This window comes from Scytonema sp. UIC 10036, assembly GCF_009725235.1.
This window is the reverse complement of record NZ_WJFC01000080.1, coordinates 16,455-38,975: the sequence shown is the minus strand read 5'-3', so window position 1 is coordinate 38,975 and position 22,521 is coordinate 16,455. Positions and strand designations below refer to the sequence as shown.

4 protein-coding genes are annotated in these 22,521 nt (G+C 43.6%); all 4 read right to left on the bottom strand.

Going from position 1 to position 22,521, the window contains the following annotated elements; translation table 11 throughout:
• Positions 1-104: 104 nt before the first annotated feature.
• Entirely contained in the window at positions 105-4,382 is a 4,278-nt protein-coding gene (locus tag F7734_RS31105) for a non-ribosomal peptide synthetase (RefSeq protein WP_155748425.1), read from the bottom strand.
• The gene (locus F7734_RS31100; protein WP_155748424.1) at positions 4,379-12,259 is read right to left on the bottom strand and encodes a non-ribosomal peptide synthetase; all 7,881 of its coding nucleotides are present in this window, start codon (positions 12,257-12,259) and stop codon (positions 4,379-4,381) included. The genes F7734_RS31105 and F7734_RS31100 overlap by 4 nt, the downstream gene beginning before the upstream one ends.
• 160 nt (positions 12,260-12,419) lie before the next feature.
• Positions 12,420-15,665, bottom strand: a complete 3,246-nt coding sequence (locus F7734_RS31095) for a non-ribosomal peptide synthetase (RefSeq protein ID WP_155748423.1) — start codon at positions 15,663-15,665, stop codon at positions 12,420-12,422.
• A gap of 75 nt (positions 15,666-15,740) precedes the next feature.
• The gene (locus tag F7734_RS31090; RefSeq protein ID WP_243147188.1) at positions 15,741-22,454 is read right to left on the bottom strand and encodes a non-ribosomal peptide synthetase; all 6,714 of its coding nucleotides are present in this window, start codon (positions 22,452-22,454) and stop codon (positions 15,741-15,743) included.
• Between the last annotated feature and the right edge of the window lie 67 nt (positions 22,455-22,521).

The window sequence follows — 22,521 nt, the reverse complement described above, 5'->3', positions numbered from 1 at the left end:
TGAGAAATTATGTGTGGACTTGATTTCGACTCACTATCTATCTCATTCTTTGTCCAAATTGGTATGACTTTTTTATGAGTGTGTGCCTTGATTTGAAGTCATTTCTACCCTGTTGCTTCTACCATTGCTGCTTGTAATTCTTTGGCTAATATTTTTACATTGGGTTCATAAAGCATTCCACCGTGGTTTCCAGGTACAGATATCACTTTGACAGGTTTTTTAGTGTAAGATTGCCACCCCCAATCTGGTAGCTCGTAATCGGACATAGCTTGGAGTTCTTGTAAAAGAATCTCATGAACTTCTCGAGCGCGGAATAAAATTATGGGGGCAGCAATTCGATAGTGAGGACGATAATTTGCGTAATTGAGTGTCAGCATTTTCATCACTTTCATATTAGTTTTGAGTAAAGACAGGGTTGAGTGTTCTGGTAGGATATTATGATGGTATAAATATTTTGCTGCTTTGTCCCAACGAGCTTGGTCATCGACTTCTGTAGCTAAATCATTGTATTTCAGTCCTAAAGAAACTCCCTTTAAGGCTTCAATCCGTTGAATCAATTGCCAAATCCAATCAATATCTTCTCTATTAGTTAAATACTCAGGCTGAGAAACTAGTCCGGCGTCAAAGAGAGCCAGTAAACCTACCTTTTCACCAAGCTGTTCTAGTTGGGCAGCCATTTCAAAAGCAACAACACAACCCGAAGAGTATCCTGCTAATAAGTATGGGCTTTTGGCTTGCTGCTGGCGTAATAACTCAATGAGTTGGCTCGCATGAGCTGCTACTGAGTTAGGAATCGGGCTAAGTCCATCTCTTCCTGGTGTTTCGAGTCCATATACTGGTCGTTCAGTTCCTAAATTGATTGCCAAATCTCGAAAATAGAAGCCGTGTCCGTTTGCGCCAGGAAGACAAAATAGAGGGGCTGCATCTCCATCAACTGACCAGTGACCGGGTTGGAAAGATAGTAAATCGGGATGATACTGTTGATGGGTATGGCAAAGTTGTTGTGCCAGTTGAGCAATAGTTGGGTTCTGAAATAAACTGCTTAAGGGAAGTTGTTGCCCAAACGCTATTTGAATATTATTGAGCAGTTTCATTGCCAATAAAGAATGACCACCCAAGTCGAAAAAGCGATCGTGAATCCCAATTTCTTGACGTTCGAGTACAGCAGACCATATCTGTGCTAGTTGTTTTTCAACTTCGTTGCGTGGAGCTTCATATGAGCCTTCAACGCCAATATTGGGAGCAGGTAAAGCTTTACGGTCAATTTTGCCATTGGGAGTGAGAGGCAACTTATTTAGTACCACGATCTGAGCGGGTACCATGTAATCTGGCAGACGGGATTTGAGATGATTTTTAAGTTGGGTAGATAGATTGGTGGTAATTCCCGTTACGTAGGCAATTAAACTCTGGTTTCTCTCAGTTTTATATAAGGTGACAGCTGCTTCTTTAACTGATGGATATTGTAACAAAATTGATTCAATCTCACCGAGTTCAATTCTAAAGCCCCTGAGTTTAATTTGGTCGTCAATACGACCCATGTATTCTAAGTTACCGTCGTGCAACCATCGTGCCAGATCACCAGTTTTGTATATTCGCTCAGTTTTGCCAAATAATTCCACTTCAATGAATTTTCCCTTGGTAGTTTCAAGACGATTGAGATAGCCTCTTGCTAAACCAACGCCAGCGATACACAATTCTCCTGGTATTCCTAGGGTTAACGGTTGATTGTTTGCATCTAAAATGTAGATACGGGTATTGGGCAACGGTTGACCGATGGACGGTTTTTTGCCATTTGGTTCACAAAGAGCGATACTTGCACAAACTGTAGATTCCGTCGGTCCGTAGCCATTAAAAAAACGCCGTCCCTGCGCCCACCGGGTAACTAATTCTGTTGGGCAAGCTTCACCTGCAGTCACTACGATTTGCAAATCAGGTAACGTTGCTTGAGGTAATAGGGATAAGACTGAAGGAGGTAACGTGACATGGGAAATTTTGCATTCTCTTAAAAAGAGTAGTAAGTCAAGACTTGGTAACAAGATTTCTTTTTTAGCAAGATATAAACAAGCACCTGCGGCGAGGGCAGTAGAAATTTCCCAAATTGAAGCATCAAAGCTGAAAGAAGCAAACTGTAGCAAACGGCTTTGGGGTTGAATTTGCAAAATTTGACCAACTGCCAAAGTCATATTGACTAGTCCTCGATGCTCGATCGCCACCCCCTTGGGTGTTCCCGTCGAACCAGAGGTATAGATTGCATACGCTAAATCATGAGGTGTACTTTGAGGACTGGGATTATCTGTTAACTCTTTGGCAAAAGTTTCTCGATCTAAACAAATTATCTGAAGGGAGTTTTCCAGTTTAGTGAGTGGTAATTGGTCTAGTAGGGAACTTTGGGTCAACAACACCGATGTCCCAGAATCTTTTAGCATAAACTCAATACGCTCTTGGGGATAATTGGGATCGATCGGCACATAAGCAGCACCCGCTTTAAGGATACCGAGTACACCAACAATCATTTCCAATGACCGTTCAACGCATATACCAATTAATGTATCTGGCTGAATTTGGTAATTTTGAATGAGATAATGAGCCAGTTGGTTTGCTTTTTGATTCAATTGCTGGTACGTTAAGCTTTGGGATTCAAACACCAAAGCAAAACGATCGCGATTTTTTTCAACTTGAGCTTCAAACAGGTCAACTAAAGTTTGATTGAGAGGATAATCGGTGTGAGTTTGATTCCAGCGCTGTAGTTGCACAAGTTCTGCCACGGTCATTAAAGGCAGAGTCTTGATAGGTTCGTTTGGGCGATCGACAATTCCCTTAAGCAGAACTTCAAACTGTTCCGCCATTCGTTGTATGGTACTCTTCTCAAAGAGATCTGTAGCGTATTCCCAAGAGCAATTTAATTGGTTGTCAGATTCTATAACCAGAAGTGTTATGTCAAACTTAGCAAACGGACAGGTTGAGCCGAGCCATTGAATCTCCAGTCCTGGCAAACTTAGGTTCGGGCTTTCATTATTTTCCAGCGCCAACATGACTTGGAATAAGGGATTATGGCTCATGCTGCGCTCTGGTTGTAACCTTTCTACCAGAAGTTCAAAAGGAATATCTTGATGAGCATAAGCATCTAAACAAGTGTGGCGAGTTTGTTGCAGGAACTCAATAAAACTTTGTTCGGGGTTGATTTGGTTACGCAGTACCAATGTATTGACAAAAAAGCCAATTAATCCTTCCGTTTGGCTGTGAGTACGGTTAGCAATGGGAGAACCAATACACAGATCGTTTTGGCGACTGTAACGAGAAAGCAGAATACTAAAAGCTGCCAACAAGGTCATAAACACGCTTACCCCTTGTTGTTGGCTGAAGGTTTTAATGGCAGTGCTTAATTCCAGCGTGAGAGAGTAGAGATAGCGTGTACCTCGGTAGCTTTGCTGTGCTGGGCGAGGATAATCGGTAGGTAATTCCAGTAATGGGGAAGCATCCTTGAGTTGATTTTTCCAATAGTCGATCTGGTTTTCTAATACCTCCCCTTGTAACCAATTTCGTTGCCAGTTTGCGTAATCGCTGTATTGAATGGGTAGGGGAGCCAGGTTTGGGGTTTGACCTTGGGCAAAGGCGGTATAAGCTTGCCTTAACTCCCGGACAAACACCCCTATTGACCAGCCGTCACTGACAATATGATGCATATTAACAAGCAACACATATTTCTCCTCCTCCAGTTGCAGCAGTTTTGCTTTAAACAAAGGACCAGTATTTAAGTCCAACGGTTCATGAGCATGAGCATCAATTAGACTCTGGAGGGATTTTGGATTTTGGATTTTGGATTTTGAATTTTGGATTTTGGATTTTGGATTTTGGATTAGTAAAACTTCCCTGTCCCTAGTCCCCAGTCCCCAATCGCCAGTTCCTGATTTTATCGTTAGAACTTCGATTTCGTCTAAATTTTTGATAACAACTTGAGGTTGTCCCGCAACTGTAGGAAAACACATCCTAAGACTGGCATGACGGTTAAGCAGATAAGCTAAACTAGAGCGCAGGGCGTCAATATTGAGGTCGCCTTCCAGTTGTAACGCTATCGGCATATTGTAAGTTGCTGACGATCCTTGGAGTTGTGCTAACAACCACAGACGTTGTTGAGCATAGGAAAGGAGTTTTGGTTCATCAGCGCTCATGAGGGGAATTTCCTCTGCCATGACAGTTCTGGCTTTGGCAGCATTTAAGAATGCTAATATATCCGCTTTGTTGGTTTGAATTTCCTGCTTCAGCTCGGAAGTGAGGGCGTTTTTGCTAGTACGAATTCGTAACTTATCATCTTCAGCCCAAATTCGACAGCCTATGTTCTGCAAACGAAGCATTAAAGAAACTACTTGCTCGTTTTGTCTCATAGTTCAATTTCCTCTTCGTCTGAGTTTAAAGGTTGCATATCTACGGCGGCGGAATTAACCCAAATGCAAGTATCGAGATAATTTGCCAATTCGCTGAGGGTGGGGTACTCAAATATTTTACGCAGTGGCAATTCTATTTTGAATATGTTGCGGATACGGGCGCATAATTGAGTGGCTAATAGGGAATGTCCCCCCAAGTTGAAGAAGTTATCTTGGCGGCTAATCGCTTCATGTTTCAGCAACTTTGCCCATAATTGAGCTAGCAATTTTTCTGTCGGTGTTACGGGCAATTCAATGTCTGTTGATGAAACTGCTGTATCTATTGCAGGCAAAGCTTTGCGGTCTACTTTTCCATTTGGTGTGAGTGGCAGTCGTTCTAATACTATAAAATGACTGGGAATCATGTATTCGGGGAGATTTTTTTTCAGAAAATCTCGCCATTCGGCTAATAATACTGAATCGACTTGATTTGTGTGATGTTGTAACGGTTGATTTGCGTAATGTTGCCAAGGTTTCAACCGGAAATTTTCCTTTGTTGCAAATCGTGGTACTGCCACCTGTCCGGGAATATTCCTTTGAAAAACAACATCGTAATAGGAAAACCCTGTGGAGCTATATTGTATAAAAGGCGTATAAGGTAAATTTTGCACTAAAGTTCGGAATGCTTCAGGTTCTATCCCTAATTGGGCTTGTGCAACAGCTACTTTCAAATCTAAAACAGTACCATCTAATTGAGCAATTTGTTTTAACAGCACCATTTCCGAAGTCAGACGAGCATTGGGAATATCCTTGATGCCTAGCAAATCCGGTTGCTGAGTCGTTAAAATTCTCTCGATTGTTTCCAGATTTAACTGTTGATGGCTTTGCCAATCTAACCATTCGGGTTTAGCCAAGGGAATATCTGCCCGATCCAAATGTAAAATAACGTTATAACGAAAACGGCTCATCTCCGTTTGAGCGTAACCTCGTTGCAATTGAATCTCCACCTGACTAATCCGAGGAAATTTTTGTTTGAGGGCAATAAAGAAATCGGGATCAATGAGTAATTGGCTTTCAGTATTTATGCTTTTTTGAACGTGTTGACGCAAGTCCTGAATCGATAAGTCATCGGGGGCACGATAAAACTCAACTGTCGTGTGAAATGCTTCCAGCAGATTGAGATTTCGCACATCCCCAATAAAGATTGCTCCGTGCTTCGCGACAGCATTAACAGCCCCCTCCAAAACTTCCAAAAAGTAATCCAAGGAGGGAAAATACTGAATGACAGAATTCACGATCGCTAAGTCATAAGCACCTGTTTCAATCCCGTCAAACTGGTGGGCTGCACTGGCTTTTAAGGTCACTCTGTCATGAAAAGATTCTCCTTTGAGATGTTGTTCAATATACTGCAATGCGCTTGGTGAAAAATCTGTCCCTAGATAATGCTGACAATAAGGTGCAATTTTAAACAATAACATCCCCGTACCGCAACCAATTTCCCAAACTCGTTTTGGTTCAAGTTCTAGAATTTGGTCAACTATCGTATCTCTCCATTCTTGCATCGCCGCTTTGGAATACGGTTTTCCCGTATATCTGTCATTCCAGCCCGCTAGATTGAGAGTTGGATCGTCTAATGAATTCAGGTTTTTAAAGTAAGTATCATTGAATACTTTTTGCCAACAGGCTACCTGTTGACTTTGGAAATCTTCATCCTCTGTTGGTGTTGGGACAATATATGCTACCAGACAACGATCTCGATCGCTATCTTCTCGTACAATGACAACAGCTTCCTGAATTTTTGGATGTTTGACTAATGATGCTTCAATCTCACCCAACTCAATGCGAAAACCACGGAGTTTGATCTGATTATCAATGCGACCTAAGTATTGCAAATTGCCGTCAGGTAACCAACGGGCTAGATCGCCAGTTTTATAAACCCGCTCAGTTTGGTCGAACAAGTTAAGGTTAATGAATTTTTCAGCGCTCAGATCGGGACGGTTCAAATAATCCCGTGCTAAACCTGTACCTGCAATACAGAGTTCTCCAGGAATGCCAGGAGCAAGGGGTTGGTTGTAGCTATCTAAAATATAAATGCGGGTATTGGCGATCGGCTTACCGATAGTTGGTTCATGCTGAGCATTTTTAGCAACTTTTGTAAAAGTAGAATAAGTCGTGTCTTCAGAAGGACCGTAGAGATTATAAACTGCTGTCACAGATGTGCTTTGATATAAAGCTTGTACCAAACTATTTTTTAATGGTTCGCCAGCTAAATTGATAACTCGGACACTTGCTGGAATCACATTTATATTTAGCAATTCAACAGCAGCACTTGGTACAGTATTAATCAGCGTAATCGGTACAATACTCTTACGTGCTTGCTCAATATAGAGTGCATTTTCAACTACAATAACACTACCACCTTGAGTCAGTGGGACAAAAATTTCAAAAATAGAGAGGTCGAAACAAATTGAGGTTGATGCTAAAACTCCTGCAAGCTGTTCTGTGCTAAAGACGGAATGCGCCCACCCGAGCAGAACCACCGGACTATAGTGGGAAATGGCAACACCTTTAGGTCGCCCTGTGGAACCAGAAGTATACATGACATAAGCCAGATCGTGAGGGCTACTTTGTAAGTTGGGATTCTCTGTTGAGCGATCGCCCCTTGGACGGCTCTCTCTGGAAGCATCGCACCATGTTTCTTGCTCCAGACACACGGCTTGACAGGGATTTTGCAGTTTTTCTAGGGGAAGTTGCTTTTTAATAGAGTTTGTTGTTAGTAATACACAAGCATGACTATCTTCAAGCATTAAATGAATGCGTTCTTGGGGATAATTGGGATCGATCGGTACGTAAGCCCCACCTGCTTTGAGGATAGCGAATATACCAATGACCATTAACAGCGATCGCTCTACGCAGATCGCGATCGGTGGATTATTCGGTAACTGTTTTTCTCTTTTAAGTTGCAACAGGTAATGAGCAAGCTGATTGGCTTTTTGATTGAGTTCTTGATAGCTGAGGCTGCGATCTTCAAAAACTACTGCAATTTTATCGGGAGTTTTTGCCACCTGTTGTTCAAACAAAGTCACCAGAGTCTGGTCTTGAGGATAATCGATATCGGTTTGATTCCAAACTTGCAGTTGTTGGATTTCTGATGCTGTTATTAAGGGTAGCGTACCGATGGACTGTTGGGGATTTTGGGCAATCGCTTCGAGCAAAACTTCAAAGTGTTCTGCCATGCGCCTAATCGTTTCAGCCTCAAATAGATCGGTGGCATATTCCCACATACAGTGCAGTTGGTTGTCCCTTTCGCAAAGATCCAGTGTTAAATCAAACTTGGCAAATGGATAACTTTGCTCCAAGTATTGAATATCAAGCAGAGGTAAACTAACATTCGTCCCCGCACTTTCCGTGTTTTGCAACACCATCATGACTTGGAATAAGGGGTTATGACTCAGGCTGCGTTCTGGTTGTAACTGTTCTACCAAATACTCAAAGGGAATATCTTGATGAGCATAAGCATCTAAGCAAGTTTGGCGAGTTTGTTGAAGTAACTCGCTAAATCCTTGCTCTGGATTGACTTTACTCCGCAATACTAAGGTATTGACAAAAAAGCCAATTAACCCTTCTGTGTAGCTATGAGTGCGGTTAGCGATCGCAGTACCGACACATAAGTCTTCTTGGCGGCTGTAACGAGATAATAAAATACTAAAAGCCGTTAACAGGGTCATAAACAAACTAACCCCATGTTTTCGACTCACTATCTTAAGTTTCTGAGTCAGTTCATTACTCAAAGGATATTCCTCGCGCCCACCCTGATAACTTTGGGAAGTGGGGCGGGGACGATCGGTAGGCAAATTCAGCAATCGGGGAGCACCGCTAAGTTGTTGAAACCAGTAATTTTCCTGACTTTTCAAAATATGCCCTTGTAACCAACTGCGCTGCCAAGCTGCATAATCGCTATACTGAATCGGTAACTCCTCCCAATTCGGGGCTTGACCTTGAGCGAAAGCACAGTAAGCTTGTTGCCATTCCCGCTTAAATACACCCATTGACCAGCCATCGCTGATAATGTGGTGCATATTAACAAGCAGTACATATTTCTGCTGTTGTAGTTGTAGCAGTTTTGCTTTGAACAGGGGGCCAGTATTTAAATCAAAGGGTTCTTGGGCATGGCTATCGGCTAACCGTTGTACCGTTTCTGCTCGAGTCTGGAGATCGAGTTCTTGTAAATCTACAATCTCCAGCACTTCTATATCCTCTGGATTATGGACGAGTACTTGAGCTTTTCCTTCTAAGACTGGAAAATATGTGCGTAAACTTGCATGGCGTTTGAGGACATAGGCAAAACTTGCACGCAACGCTTCTATATTCAAATTGCCCTCAAGTTGCAGAGCGATTGGCATATTGTAGGTAGCCGAGGTTCCCTTCCCCTCAAGTTGGTCTAAAAACCAGAGTCTCGATTGGGCGAAGGACAGAACTTTGGGTTCATTTTCCGGTTGCGGTGCGATGGGGGTAGGGGCGCAAAGCGTTGCGTTCAGGGCGTAAGTAGGGGCGCAATGCCTTGCGCCCAAGGCGTCAATTTCTGTTGCTAACTCAGACAAAACGCTCTGCTCAAATACCTTGCGGACAGGCAATTCTACCCCAAAACTATCACGAATACGAGCCACCAATTGGGTAGCTAATAGAGAATGTCCGCCCAGTTCAAAAAAGTTATCTTGACGACCAACAGAGGGAGTTTTTAAGAGAGATTGCCATAAAATAGCCAGCAGTTCTTCTGTTGGAGTGACTGGCATTTCTTTCTCTACAGAAGTAGCTATATCTGGTGTTGGTAGCGATCGCCGATCGAGTTTGCCGTTAGGGGTCAGGGGCAACTTATCCAATACCATAATCTGGCTGGGAACCATATAATTCGGCAGCCGTGTTTTGAGGTAGTCCTTAAGTTGAGCCCTTAAATTGACAGATTTTTCTGCCGCCGTAACATATGCCACTAATATAGGATTATTATCATTTTGATATAAAATAACGATAGCTTCTGTAACTGATGGATAATGCAATAATAGCGATTCAATTTCACCCAATTCGATACGGAAGCCCCGCAGTTTTACTTGGTTGTCAATGCGTCCTAAGTATTCTAAGTTCCCATCGTACAACCATCTTGCCAAGTCACCCGTTTTGTAAATTCGCTCAGTTTTCCCAAATAATTCCACTTCCAAGAATTTTTCGGCAGTGATTTCAGGACGGTTGAGATAGCCTCTTGCTAAACCAACGCCAGCAATGCACAATTCTCCTGGTATTCCAGGGGGTAATGGTTGATGGCGTGCATCTAAAATGTAAATGCGGATATTGGGTAACGGTTTACCGATGGGTGGTTTTTTGCCATTGGGTTGACATTGAGCTACCGCCGCATTCACCGTCGCTTCCGTCGGTCCGTAGCAATTGAAGAAACACCGTCCCCTTGACCATTGTGCCACTAATTCTGCAGGGCAAGCCTCACCACCAACGGTTAAGCATTGCAAATCACTCAAGGTAGCTTTAGGTAAGACAGATAAGGCTGAAGGAGACAAAAAGCTGTGGGTAATTTTGTGCTCAGTTAAGAAGTCAACCAAGATTTGACTGGGTAACAAGGTGTCTTTGTTGGCAAGATACAAGCACGCACCAGTGACGAAGGTAGTCGCAATTTCCGCCACAGAGAGATCGAAACTAAAAGACCCAAACTGAAGCAAACGGCTTTGGGGTTGAACTTGAAAAGTGTTAGCCCAAGCCAAGCTGAGATTGACAATTGCGCGATGCTCAATCATTACCCCTTTAGGTTGTCCGGTGGAACCAGAGGTGTAGATGACGTAAGCTAAATTATCAGGCGTACTTTGGGGACTAGGATTATCTGTTGATTCAGAGGCAAAAGTTGCCTCATCTAAACAAATGACTTTATGTGGGTGTAAGGTGTTCGCGCCAAGTAATTGGTCAGTGAGGAAACTTTGGGTTAACAACACCGATGTCCCAGCATCTTCTAACATGAACTGAATCCGTTCTTGGGGATAATTGGGGTCAATCGGTACATAAGCCCCACCTGCTTTAAGGATACCGAGTACACCAATAATCATCTCACTAGACCGTTCAACGCAGATACCAATTAAAGTGTCTGGCTGAATGTGGTAATTTTGAATTAAATAATGAGCCAGTTGGTTAGCTTTTTGATTCAGTTGCTCGTAAGTGAGGCTTTGGGATTCAAACACCAAAGCGAGATGATTAGGGTTTTTTTCAACTTGAGCTTCAAATAGGTCAACCAAAGTTTGATTGACGAGATACTCCCGAACCGCTCTTAAATTACCTCTCTCTTTCTCTGCGTACTCTGCGCCTCTGCGGTTATTAATAAGTATTCTTTGGGCGGGAAAAGAGTAGTCGGTTTGAGTTTGATTCCAGCGTTGTAGTTGCAGAAGTTCCGCCACTGTCATCAAAGGCAGAGTATTAATAGGTTGGTTTAGGTTCTCAACAATTCCCCCAAGCAGAACTTCAAAATGTCCCGCCATCCGTTGAATGGTTTTAGCTTCAAACAAATCTGTTGCATATTCCCATTCTCCTCTCAATCCCTGGAGCGTTTCGCGAAACGTCACCAATAAATCCAACACAGTTGTTGTATTTTCCCACTGAAAACGGGTAACATTTAATCCATTGATTTCCAGTTTTTGCTCGGATTCATTTTGCAAGCTAAAAGCCACTTGAAACAGAGGATGGTGAGAAAGCGATCGCTCCTTACCCAGTTCATCGACTAATTTCTCAAAGGGTAAGTCTTGGTGGTCATAAGCATCCAGAGTGACTTGCTTCACCCGGTCAAGTAATTCTGAGAAGGTTGGATTCCCTTGCAAGTGAGTACGCAAAGCTAGAGTATTGACAAAAAAGCCAATCAGTGGTTCTATTTCCCGACGGTTGCGATTGGCGATCGCAGAACCAACGACAATATCCTCTTGTCCGCTATAGCGCGACAGTAAGAGCATAAATGCAGCCAGTAAAGTCATAAACAGGGTAGTTCCGGACTCCTGACTCAAACGCTTCAGTTTCTGTGTTAAATCTCGATCGAGTTGTAAGAAGATACTACGCCCCCTGAAACTTTGAACTGAAGGGCGGGGTCGATCTGTAGGTAATTCTAACAGGGGCGGGGCGGTGGCTAATTGTTTTTGCCAGTAATTGAGTTGGGTTTGAAGTACCTCACCCTGTAACCATTGTCTTTGCCAGTGGGCAAAATCAGCATACTGTAGCGGTAATTCAGGTAAGGGAGACGGTTCCTTAGCGCAAAACGCAGTATAAAGGGTGAACAATTCACGGCGGAATATGTTCATTGACCAACCATCACAAACAATATGATGGATGACAAGCAACAGCAGATGGGATAGGTCAGCCAATTGCAACAACTTTACCCGCAGCAAAGGCGGATTTGATAAATCAAAAGGTTGTTGCAATTCTGCTGTAGCTAACTGCTGCGCTTTGCTTAACCGATCTTTTTCCGTCAATTGTCGCCAGTCCAGCACTTGTATCATCAGTTGGGGATGAGCGTGAATTACCTGTATTGGGACTCCATCAACAACTGAGAAAGTCGTGCGTAATACCTCATGACGTTGAACAATTTCCCTAATAGCTTGTTCTAAAGCACTTGTATTCAGAAAGCCGCTAATTTGCCAGAAAAACGGGATATTATAGACACAGTTTTCGCCTTCTAATTGGTCGAGAAACCACAATCTTTGTTGGGCAAAAGAGAGAGGAAGAGGTTGTTCCCGCGATACGGTAAGCAGAGGAGTTAGCCTGCGATCGTTTTGGGGAGATTGCTGTTGCTTTTTCAGTTTTTGTAGGACTAATTCCCGCTTTTCTGGTGACAGAGTTTCAAGACGTTTTCTTATATCGCTCATAATAAATCCTCATACTAATTGCTCGTTAACTCTCTCACCTCTTACCTCTGTGTCCTCTGCGTCCTCTGCGGTTCAATAAATTACTTTTTAACCGCAGAGACGCAGAGAGCGCAGAGAGAAGAGTGGAAATAAAATTTTTCATAATTTTTAAAATCTAAATTTAAAGAAGTAATTGCTGCATGACTTCCTCCTCTGATAAATCATCAACTTCCCCTAAAATCTCTTCTAAGGCATCATTTTCTGCCTGTTCCAATTGCCGATCGCTCACTTTTTGGGCAAGCTCAGCAATCGTTGGATTGTCAAACAGCTCGCGCAAAGGAAAATCAATAGCAAAAGCTTCTCTTAATCGAGAAACAACTTGAGTTGCCAATAAAGAATGTCCTCCTAATTCAAAAAAATTATCATAAATTCCAACCTGTTTTAATCGAAGAACTTCAGCCCAAATTTTGGCTAATTCTTGTTCGCTCGGCGTGCGAGGAGCAACAAAATCAACTTCTAGATTTCTTTGAGAAATATCCGGAGCAGGTAAAGCACGGCGATTTATCTTACCATTAGGCGTTAGAGGGAATTCCTCAAGAAACACGAAAGCACTAGGAATCATGTAACCGGGTAGCTTGTTCTTAAGGAATTTTCGCAGTAGGGGCGCAATGCCTTGTGCCCCTACAGTTGGTGCATTCTCACTCAGAAGATAAGCAACCAAATACTTGTTTGCAGGCTCATCTTCCCGCACAACAACCAAGACTTGCTTTACATCTGGATGTTGAATTAAAACCGCTTCAATTTCTTCTAATTCAATGCGGAAACCCCGAATTTTTACTTGTGTATCAATTCGACCTATAAATTCCAGATTTCCATCAGGAAGATGGCGGGCTAAATCCCCTGTTTTGTAAAGCGTTTCACCCTCAACAAAAGGATTGGGAATAAATTTTTCACGGGTTAATGTTGGTTGATTTAAGTAACCTCTAGCAACACTTGTTCCACCCACATAAAGTTCTCCAGGAACCTCAAGAGGAACCCTGCGTAAATCACTATCCAGTAAATACACTGTCCTGTCGCCAATGGGTTTTCCGATGGGAATTGAACGGACATTTTGAGGAAGTTGTTTGGGGAGCGGGTAACAAGAAGTGAAAACTGTACATTCCGAAGGACCATAAGCATGAATAATTTGGGTTTTGGGCAATAATTCCAAGGCGCGACGAACATGAAGTATAGAAACAACTTCACCTCCAAACAGCAGTTGTTTCACTCCTGACAAACCTTCCGGCATTTTATCAATTGTAAGATTGAATAAAGCCGTAGTCAAAAACAGGGTGTTCACTCCTTGCTCTTGAATAATGCGGCTTAAGCCTTCTGGTGTGGGAATTTTATCTGGGTAAAGCACGCAACGCCCCCCATAAAGCAGGGGTGGCCATAGTTCTAGGGTTAGTCCATCCCAGGAAATGGATGAATGTTGTAACCAAACTAGCTCTGCATCAAGGTGAATGTAATCAACCCCAAACATAAAACCAATGAAGCTACGATGAGGAACTTCTGTTCCTTTTGGTGTTCCCGTTGAGCCAGAGGTATAAATGATATAAGCTAAATTTTCACAGATTACTTCAGTGGATAAATTTTCTTCTTTGTATTGAGCAATTATTTCCCAATCTGAATCAAGATTCACTACAGTTTGATTTTGGATGGGAAGGCGATCGCACAAATGAGTTTGTGTGAGTAAGATGGATGCCTGTACATCTCCTAACATAAACGCCAGTCTTTCGGAAGGATAAGCCGGATCTAGAGGAACATACACCCCACCCGCTTTGAGAATAGCAAGTATTCCTATTACCATTAAAGGCGATCGCTCGACACAAATTCCCACTCGCACTTCGGGTTTAACTCCCAACGCTTGTAGGTAATGGGCTAATTGATTGGCACGGTTATTCAACTCCCGATACGTTAAGTTTTGCTTTTCATACACAACTGCGACTGCCTTGGGAGTTTTTTCTACCTGTTCTTCAAATAAACTATGAATACATTTATAATGAATAGAATCTATTTTTTGTTGATTCTCTAGCAAAATTATTTGTTCTTCTTCGGCTCTACTAAGCAGAGATAATTGGGAAATCTCTTGTTGTAGACTGGCTGTCATTCCTTCTAACAACGTTTGGAAATGTCCGATCGCACGGGCAATTGTTTGTTCCTCGAAGCGACTGGTATCGTAGATAATCCTGCCAGACAACTGCGAGCCTGGATTAATCACTACCGTTAAAGGATAATTCGTGCGTTCAAAACAACGAAGATGGTTAATTTCTAAAGTTTTTTTGCTTTCTTTTTTGGTAGAATCAAGCGGATAATTCTCAAATACTAAAAGGCTCTCGAACAATGAAATTCCTGGGGTAACGTCACTGAGGCGTTGAATTTCCGCTAGGGAGAAGTAAGCATACTGTTCCTGCTCAAGTGCTTGGGTTTGTAAATTCTTGAGCCAGAGCAATAATTCTGTCTTGGCTGTAACTTGTACTCGTATGGGGATGGTGTTGATTAATAGCCCGACTATTGAATCCACTCCCGTCAACTTCGGTGGGCGACCCGATACAGTTGCCCCAAAGACCACATCGCTTTCCCCACTGTACCGGGAAAGGAGCAACCCCCATGCCCCTTGCACTAAATTATTCAAGGTTAAATGGTGCTGTCGCGCCGCATCTTGCAGTTTGTCAGTTAATGTTTGAGATAATTGAAAAAGGTGCTCATCGTATCTTCTTTCTTCCCTGTCCCCTATCCCCTGTCCCCTATTCCCTCCTAAAGAGGTAGGAGCCTCAAACCCCTGCAGATTTTGTTGCCAAAAATTCTTTGCCCGATCGCTATCCTGTTGTTGTAACCAATCAATATACTCTCGATAGGGGCGAGCCGGAAGCAGGTGTAAATGTTCGCCTCGATGATTGGCTTCATAAAGAGCTAAAACTTCTTTAAGGACAATCTGCATCGACCAACCATCAAAGAGAATATGATGATGGCTCCAAATAAATTGGTAAGTCTGTTCCTTTAGGTGGATGACAGTAAAGCGCATCAGGGGAGCAACATCTAGCTCGAAACCTTTTTGGCGATCGCTTTTGAGAAAATCCTCTAGATGCTGTTGTTGTTCGTTGGGTGTTAAATGACGCCAATCCAGTTCCACCCAGGGAAGTTCGACTTGCTTGCTCACCATTTGCAAAGGCTTTTCTATCTCTTCCCAATAAAAAGAACTGCGTAAAACTGGGTGTCGCGCAGCAACCTGTTGCCAAGCTTGTTGAAATGCAGGAACGTTCAATTCCCCAGAGAGAGTGCAAACCAACTGCTCGAAATAAAGTTCTGATTTTGGCGCATAAAGGGTATGAAAGAGCATACCCTGTTGCATCGGTGATAGTTCATAAAGGTCTTCAATATTTTTCATGGGATTGGGAATTGGACATTGGGAATTGGGAATTGGGCATTATGAAAATAACAACTAACAACTAACAATTAACAACTAACTTTTATCTTTGTTAATTTTGGTTAAAAATTTATCAAGCTGTTTTTGATTGAGTTTGGCAGCTGAAAAGTCAGAAGGGGTATAGCCTTGTGATTCTGGGGACTTACAGTGAGCAATCAGAATTTTTAATGCCTCCATAAATCCAAAAGCCAAACGTTCAATGGTGTCTTTGTTGTGAACTTTCTCGCTGTAAGCCCAAGTCATTTCTAGTTTTCCTCCACGAATGAATCCACTGATTCCTAACAAATGGCTGCGACGATTCAATAAGCTCTGTTCGGCTTTAAATTCTTTAACCAAACCCAACATCTCAGATGCTAATAGCACCCGATCGAACTGACCGAGGTAGTTAAAACTCACTTGTGCTTGAGGTAACGCCTGTAGTTTTTTGCGTATCGCAGCGTTTTTGTTCAAATAACGTAACACACCATAACCAATACCTCGGTTAGGAATATGCCGCAGTTGTTCTTTGACTGACTTTAAAATCTCCCCTGGATGGTCAACTTCTTCTAGCTGTAGGCAAATGGGGAACAACGTGGTAAACCAACCCAAAGTGCGCGACAAATCCACATCCTCAAATAAGTCTTCCCGTCCATGTCCTTCTAAATCAACGACTAAAGAACTTTCTCCTGTCCATTGGGCAAAACTTTGTACTAGAGCAGTCAACAGCACATCATTAATTTGAGTGTTGTAGGCAGAAGGTACATCTTGCAATAGGGCGCGGGTCTGTTCTTCACTTAAAGAAAGTGACACAGTAGCGGTTGAGTCTATGGTGTTGTCTTCTGTGGCTGAAAGATAATCTACTGGCAATGCGGGTACTTTAAAATTAGACTCACTCAGCCAGTAGTCCAACTCTCTGAGGAGCACCTCTGATTGTCCGTATTCTATCAGGCGATCGCTCCAATATTGGAAGGAAGTTGTCTTTGGTGGTAGTTTAATAGCTTCACCACGACTCACTTGCTGGTAAGCAGTAGCCAAGTCTTCGAGCAAAATCCGCCAGGAGATTCCATCTACTGCTAGGTGATGGATAATAAACAGTAACCGACCTGGTTGATTGTTGCCCAATTGAAACAGCGCCACTCGTGCGATCGGGCCAGTCGATAAGTTCAGACTAGCTTGAAGTTCTGCATTCGAAGCATTTATCGCTATTTCTTGTGCTTCTGGTGACAAGTGTGATATGTCAAAAACACTCAATAGCAGGGTTTCCTCGGCGGCGTTAATTTGCTGCCAGTGGTCTCCTTCCCGCACAAACCGCAGACGCAGGGCATCATGATGCAGTAACAATTGTTGCACGATTTGCTGCAGTTTCTTGCGTGTCAATTCTGGTGGCACTTCTAGTAGGACTGACTGATTAAAGTAATGAGGTTCGGATAATTTTTGCTCGAAAAACCACTGCTGGATTGGTGTCAGCACTATCTTACCAGTCACTAACCCCTGCTCGGCTTTGACAGAGCGAGTGATACCTGCCACAACAGCTAACTCAGCAATGGTTTGGTACTTAAATAACTGTTTGGGAGCAATTTGGATACCTGCCTGATTGGCACGGGAAATGATTTGAATGCTGAGGATAGAGTCTCCACCCAATTCAAAAAAGTTATCGTGGATGCCGACTTTTTCTAGTCTTAAGATTTCTGACCAGATTGCCGCTAATTTCTCTTCTGTAAGTGTGCGCGGAGCAATAAATGTATCTTCGACACTGCGAGAAAAGTCGGGGGCTGGAAGGGCGCGGTAGTCTACCTTCTGGTTGGGTGTCATGGGCAGCGTTTTTAGCAGAACGAACGCTGAGGGCACCATGTAATTAGGCAATTTCTGCTTGAGGAAATGGCGGCATTCATCGGTGGTTGGTTGCGGTTGGTGCGGTACGATATAAGCTACTAGGCGCTTTTGTCCGGGTATATCTTCACGGGCAATGACAACAGCTTGAAATACCTGTGGATGTTGACGCAGTATTGTCTCAATTTCTCCCAACTCAATGCGGAAGCCCCGCACCTTCACTTGATCGTCAACTCGACCAAGATATTCTAAAGTGCCATCTGCTCGAAATTTTGCTAAATCCCCTGTTTTGTATAATTTTGGATTTTGGATTTTGGATTTTGGATTTTGGATTTTGGATTGGGGATTGTCAAAGGGATTTTCGATAAATTTTTCTGCCGTGAGTTCAGGACGTTGCCAATATCCTCTTGCTAATCCTGCTCCGGCAATGTGCAGTTCTCCAGCAACTCCTATGGGTACTCTTTGCAAATATCGATCTAAAATATAAACTTGAGCATTGCTTATGGGTCTTCCAATTGGAACAGAGGTGGCGGTTGAGGAATTGAGGTGGTGTAGGGTGGTGATAACTGTTGCTTCCGTTGGTCCGTAGCTATTAAATAATCGGGGAGGATAGGGGAGATGAGCAACACTATGATACCAATGCTTGACTTTTTCTACTTGAGCTTCTTCTCCTCCAACGATCGCTATTCTTAAACTTGCTGGAATTCGCGAGTCTTGAGGGTTAAGTTCTGCTACCAATTGATGCCAGTATGCTGTAGGCAGATCCAAAACAGTTAACTGCCATTCTTGGCAACATCGCCAAAATTCATCACTGGAGTGCAACATCTGTTCGGTGCGGAGCACTAATGTTGCACCCACTAATAGAGTAGGAAAAATTTCTTCAATGGATGTATCAAAGCAGATGGAGGCAAATTGGAGAATGCGATTGCTTGCATCAATTCCATATTCATGGATGGCGGTCATGACAAAATTTCTCAGCGACCGATGTTCGATGGCCACTCCCTTGGGTTTGCCTGTGGAACCAGAGGTGTAAATAATGTAGGCAAGGTTGTGGAGTTGAACGTCACTCGTCGGATTGGCTGTACTGTGTTGACTGATAACTGACCAGTCCGTATCCAAACAGATTGTTTTTCCGGTATAATCTGGTAGCTGAGACCGGAATCTTTCTTGAGTCAGCAGAATCCTCAGTTGCGTATCTTGGAGAATGTCAGCCAGTCGCTCCTGGGGATAAGCAGGGTCGAGGGGAACATAAGCACCACCTGCTTTGAGAATGCCGAGTAAGCCAACGATCGCGTCCAGGGAACGGTCAACGCAGATGCCAACTAGGGTTTCTGGTTTGACTCCCAAACTTTGCAAATGGTGTGCCAGTTGATTGGCGCGATCGCTCAATTCACGGTATGTTAATTGTTGACCTGACTGCTCTACTGCCACCGCTTGAGGCGTTAGCGAAGCTCCTCCGAAGGAGGCTCGCTCCACTCGCTCTGCAAATAACTGATGGATACACTCAGTTCCAGGATATTCCCTGTGTGTTTGATTCCATTTCACTAACAACTGTTGTTCAAACTGAGTTAACAGAGGTAATTCTCCAATCTGCTGCTCTGGGTTAGCAATAATTCCCTTCAGTACGATTTGATACTGCTCTAGCATCCGTTGAATTGTGGCAGTATCGAAGAGGTCGCTGTTATATTCTAAGACCAGCGTGATGCCCTTGGCTCCTGTTTTAGAACCGTTCTGCACGCTTTGTTCAAAGCGCGGTATGACTAGGAAATCCAAATCGAACTTTGAAGATTTGTTGCCGATTGGTTCGTGCAAGCTGATGTCCAAACCAGGGAGACTCAAGTTTGGCATGGGGGAATCATGGAAGCTGAACATCACTTGAAACAGGGGATTGTGGCTCAAGTTGCGTATTGGCTTGAGAACTTCCACCACTTTATCAAAGGGTAGGTCTTCGTTAGCATAAGCTTCCAGGGTCACTTGGCACACTCGACTCAGTAATTCCCGAAACGTGGGATTGCCTGACAAATTGGTGCGTAAAACCAAGTTATTGACCATCATGCCAATTAACCCCTCAACCTCACGCATCCGCCGATTGGCAACAGCCGTGCCTACGCTAATGTCGTCTTGCCCTGAATATCGATGCAAGATGACTAGAAACGCTGCCAGCATCGTCATGAAGAGGGTACAACCCTCTCGACGACTGAGAACTCTGAGCGATTCACACAAGTCGATAGGAAGTTCGATCCTGATTTGATCGCCTTGGTAAGTTTGCTCTGTTGGTCGCGGGCGGTCTAATGGTAATTCCAACAGCGGTGAACTGCCTGATAACTTCTGTTGCCAGTAAGCCAGTTGGGCTTGGGCTTCTTGGCTTTTGACCCACTGTCGCTGCCAACTGGCAAAGTCCGCGAACTGCAAGAGTGGTTCGGAAAGCGGGGAAGGATGACTCAAAGAGAATGCTTGATAAAATTGTATTAACTCACCCAGAAAGACGTTGAATGACCAACCATCATGAACCATGTGATGTTCGATGTGGAGCAACAGGTGTTCGCAATCGCTCAACTTCAACAACACCCACCTTACTAATGGTAGTTGATTCAAGTCAAAAGGCTTCTGCACTTCTGTCTCAACTACCTTCTGAGCCTGGGCTTCACGCTCGGTTTCAGGGAATGACTGGAGGTCGATCGCGATAAAATCAATTGGTTGGTGTGGGTGAATGACCTGAAATAGCCGCCCATTGATTGCTGGATAAGTCGTGCGAAAGATTTCATGACGCAGCACAATCTCATTGAGACACCGTTGTAGTACTGCTACATCTAGCTGACCGTGAAATCTCAGAGTTGCCTGGAATTGGTAGGCGTTACTTTCTGGAGCCAATTGCTGGATGAAGTACACTCGCTCTTGGGCAAAGGAAACGGGCAAGAATCCTTCATGAGAAATTCTTTCTATAGCAAGACGTTGCCATTGTTGCTCTGGGTGACCTTGTGCTATGAGTTGAGCTAAACTCCCTATGGTGGGGTTTTCAAATATCTGGTGAAAGGATAACTCGACTTGGAATACTTCGCGCACGCGAGAAAGCATTTGAGTTGCAATTAGGGAATGACCCCCCAGATGGAAAAAATTATCGTTGACTCCAATTTGTTCGAGTCTGAGTAACTCAGCCCAGATGAGCGCTAACTTCTCTTCAATTGGATGACTCGGCGCGATGAAGCTTTCTTCGAGATCGGGGCGCGAGCGCTCGGGGACTGGAAGGTTTTTACGATCCACCTTACCATTAGAGGTAAGGGGTAAAGAGTCGAGAATTACAAAAACTGCTGGCACCATGTAATTGGGCAGCTTTTCTTCAAGGAAGCGTTTTAGGGTACTAGCGTTTGCTTCCGATTTTTGGTTAAGGACAATATAGGCAACAAGGCGCTTATCACCGGGAACATCTTCACGGGCGATGACTGCTACCTGACTTACATCTGGGTTTTGACTCAAAAGCGCCTCAATTTCTCCTAATTCAATGCGGAAGCCGCGAATCTTCACTTGACTATCAACTCGACCAATGAAGATAATAGTGCCATCCGGTAAGAAGCGGGCTAAATCACCTGTTTTGTAAAGCCGTTCAGAACAGGATTGGTCTTCCTGAGCTTCCCTGCTCCCCTGCTCCCCTGCTCCCCTGCTTCTTCTAAAGGGATTGGGAATGAATTTTTCTTCAGTTAACTTTGGGCGGTTGAGGTAGCCTCGTGCTAAGCCGTCGCCGCCAATGTATAATTCGCCAGGAGTCCCAATAGGGACTGGTTGAAGTTTGGAGTCCAGTATATATATTTGTGTATTGGAAATCGGGCGACCAATTGGCAAATGAGTTGCTCCTTCTGCAACGTCTTGCACTAGGTACCAACATGAGAATGTTGTACTCTCGGTCGGACCATAAGCATTTAGCAATTGCTGTGGCGGTTCATTCCTCAGAACCGTTTTAACCGACTTGGGATCTAAAGCGTCGCCGCCAATTAACAAGTATCGCAGGTTTTTAAATGCGTCGGGAACAATGCTTGCTAAGCGATTAAATAAGGCTGGGGTCAAGAATAATACATCAATCTTTTGTTCGCGAATGTACGTTGCGAAATGGTGGGGCGAAAGCACAACATTTTGGGGAACAATGACCAGCTTAGCACCGTGCAGGAGAGCACCCCAGATCTCGAAAGTGGCTGCGTCAAAGGAAGCATTTGAGGCTTGGGCAATACGTAGTTTACCGCCGCAGGCATCGCTCTTGTCTAACTGCACGTAGTTCGTGTTGCATACTAGTCGATTGACAGCCCGATGCGGTACAGCAACTCCCTTTGGTGTTCCTGTAGAACCAGATGTGTAAATAACATAAGCTAGGTTTTCCGCCGTTACGTCGGTAGTAGGGTTCTCTTGGCTGTGGCGATCGAGCAATTCCCAGTCAGTATCCAGACAAACCGTCTTCACGCCGCTTTCGCTAAACCCTGCAACAAACTTTCCCTGCGTCAACAGCACCTGCACCTGCGAATCTGATACCATGAAGCTCAGACGTTCTTGAGGATACGTTGGATCTAGCGGCACATAAGCTCCACCCGCCTTGAGAATAGCTAAGTTCCCCACTACCATTTCCCAAGAGCGCTCAACGCAAATCCCTACCAGAACTTCTGTTCCTACACCCAAAGATTGCAGATAATGCGCTAGTTTGTTAGCTCGGTGGTTCAACTCTTGATAGGTAAATTTCTGCTCATTGAAGACGACAGCAATACTGTCTGGAGTTTTTTCCACTTGTGCTTCAAATAACTGATGTATACACAAATGTTTGGGATAATCTACCGTTGTATCATTCCATTCCACTAACATTTTATGTTTCTCCTGCTCAGTTAAAGCAGAAAAACCATCAACAGAATGAGCAGAACCAATCACAATTTCTTGCATACAAAGATAATTTAACAGTTGAGTCAATTGAAAAAATTAGTCAGAATCAATCTGCAATCATTTTTTCATATCCATCAGCTTGAGCTTGATAGGT

Bases quoted from the DNA above. Each gene is read 5' to 3' on its own strand.
- F7734_RS31105 (WP_155748425.1), bottom strand. From the start codon at position 4,382: ATGAGACAAAACGAGCAAGTAGTTTCTTTAATGCTTCGTTTGCAGAAC.
- F7734_RS31100 (WP_155748424.1), bottom strand. From the start codon at position 12,259: ATGAGCGATATAAGAAAACGTCTTGAAACTCTGTCACCAGAAAAGCGG.
- F7734_RS31095 (WP_155748423.1), bottom strand. From the start codon at position 15,665: ATGAAAAATATTGAAGACCTTTATGAACTATCACCGATGCAACAGGGT.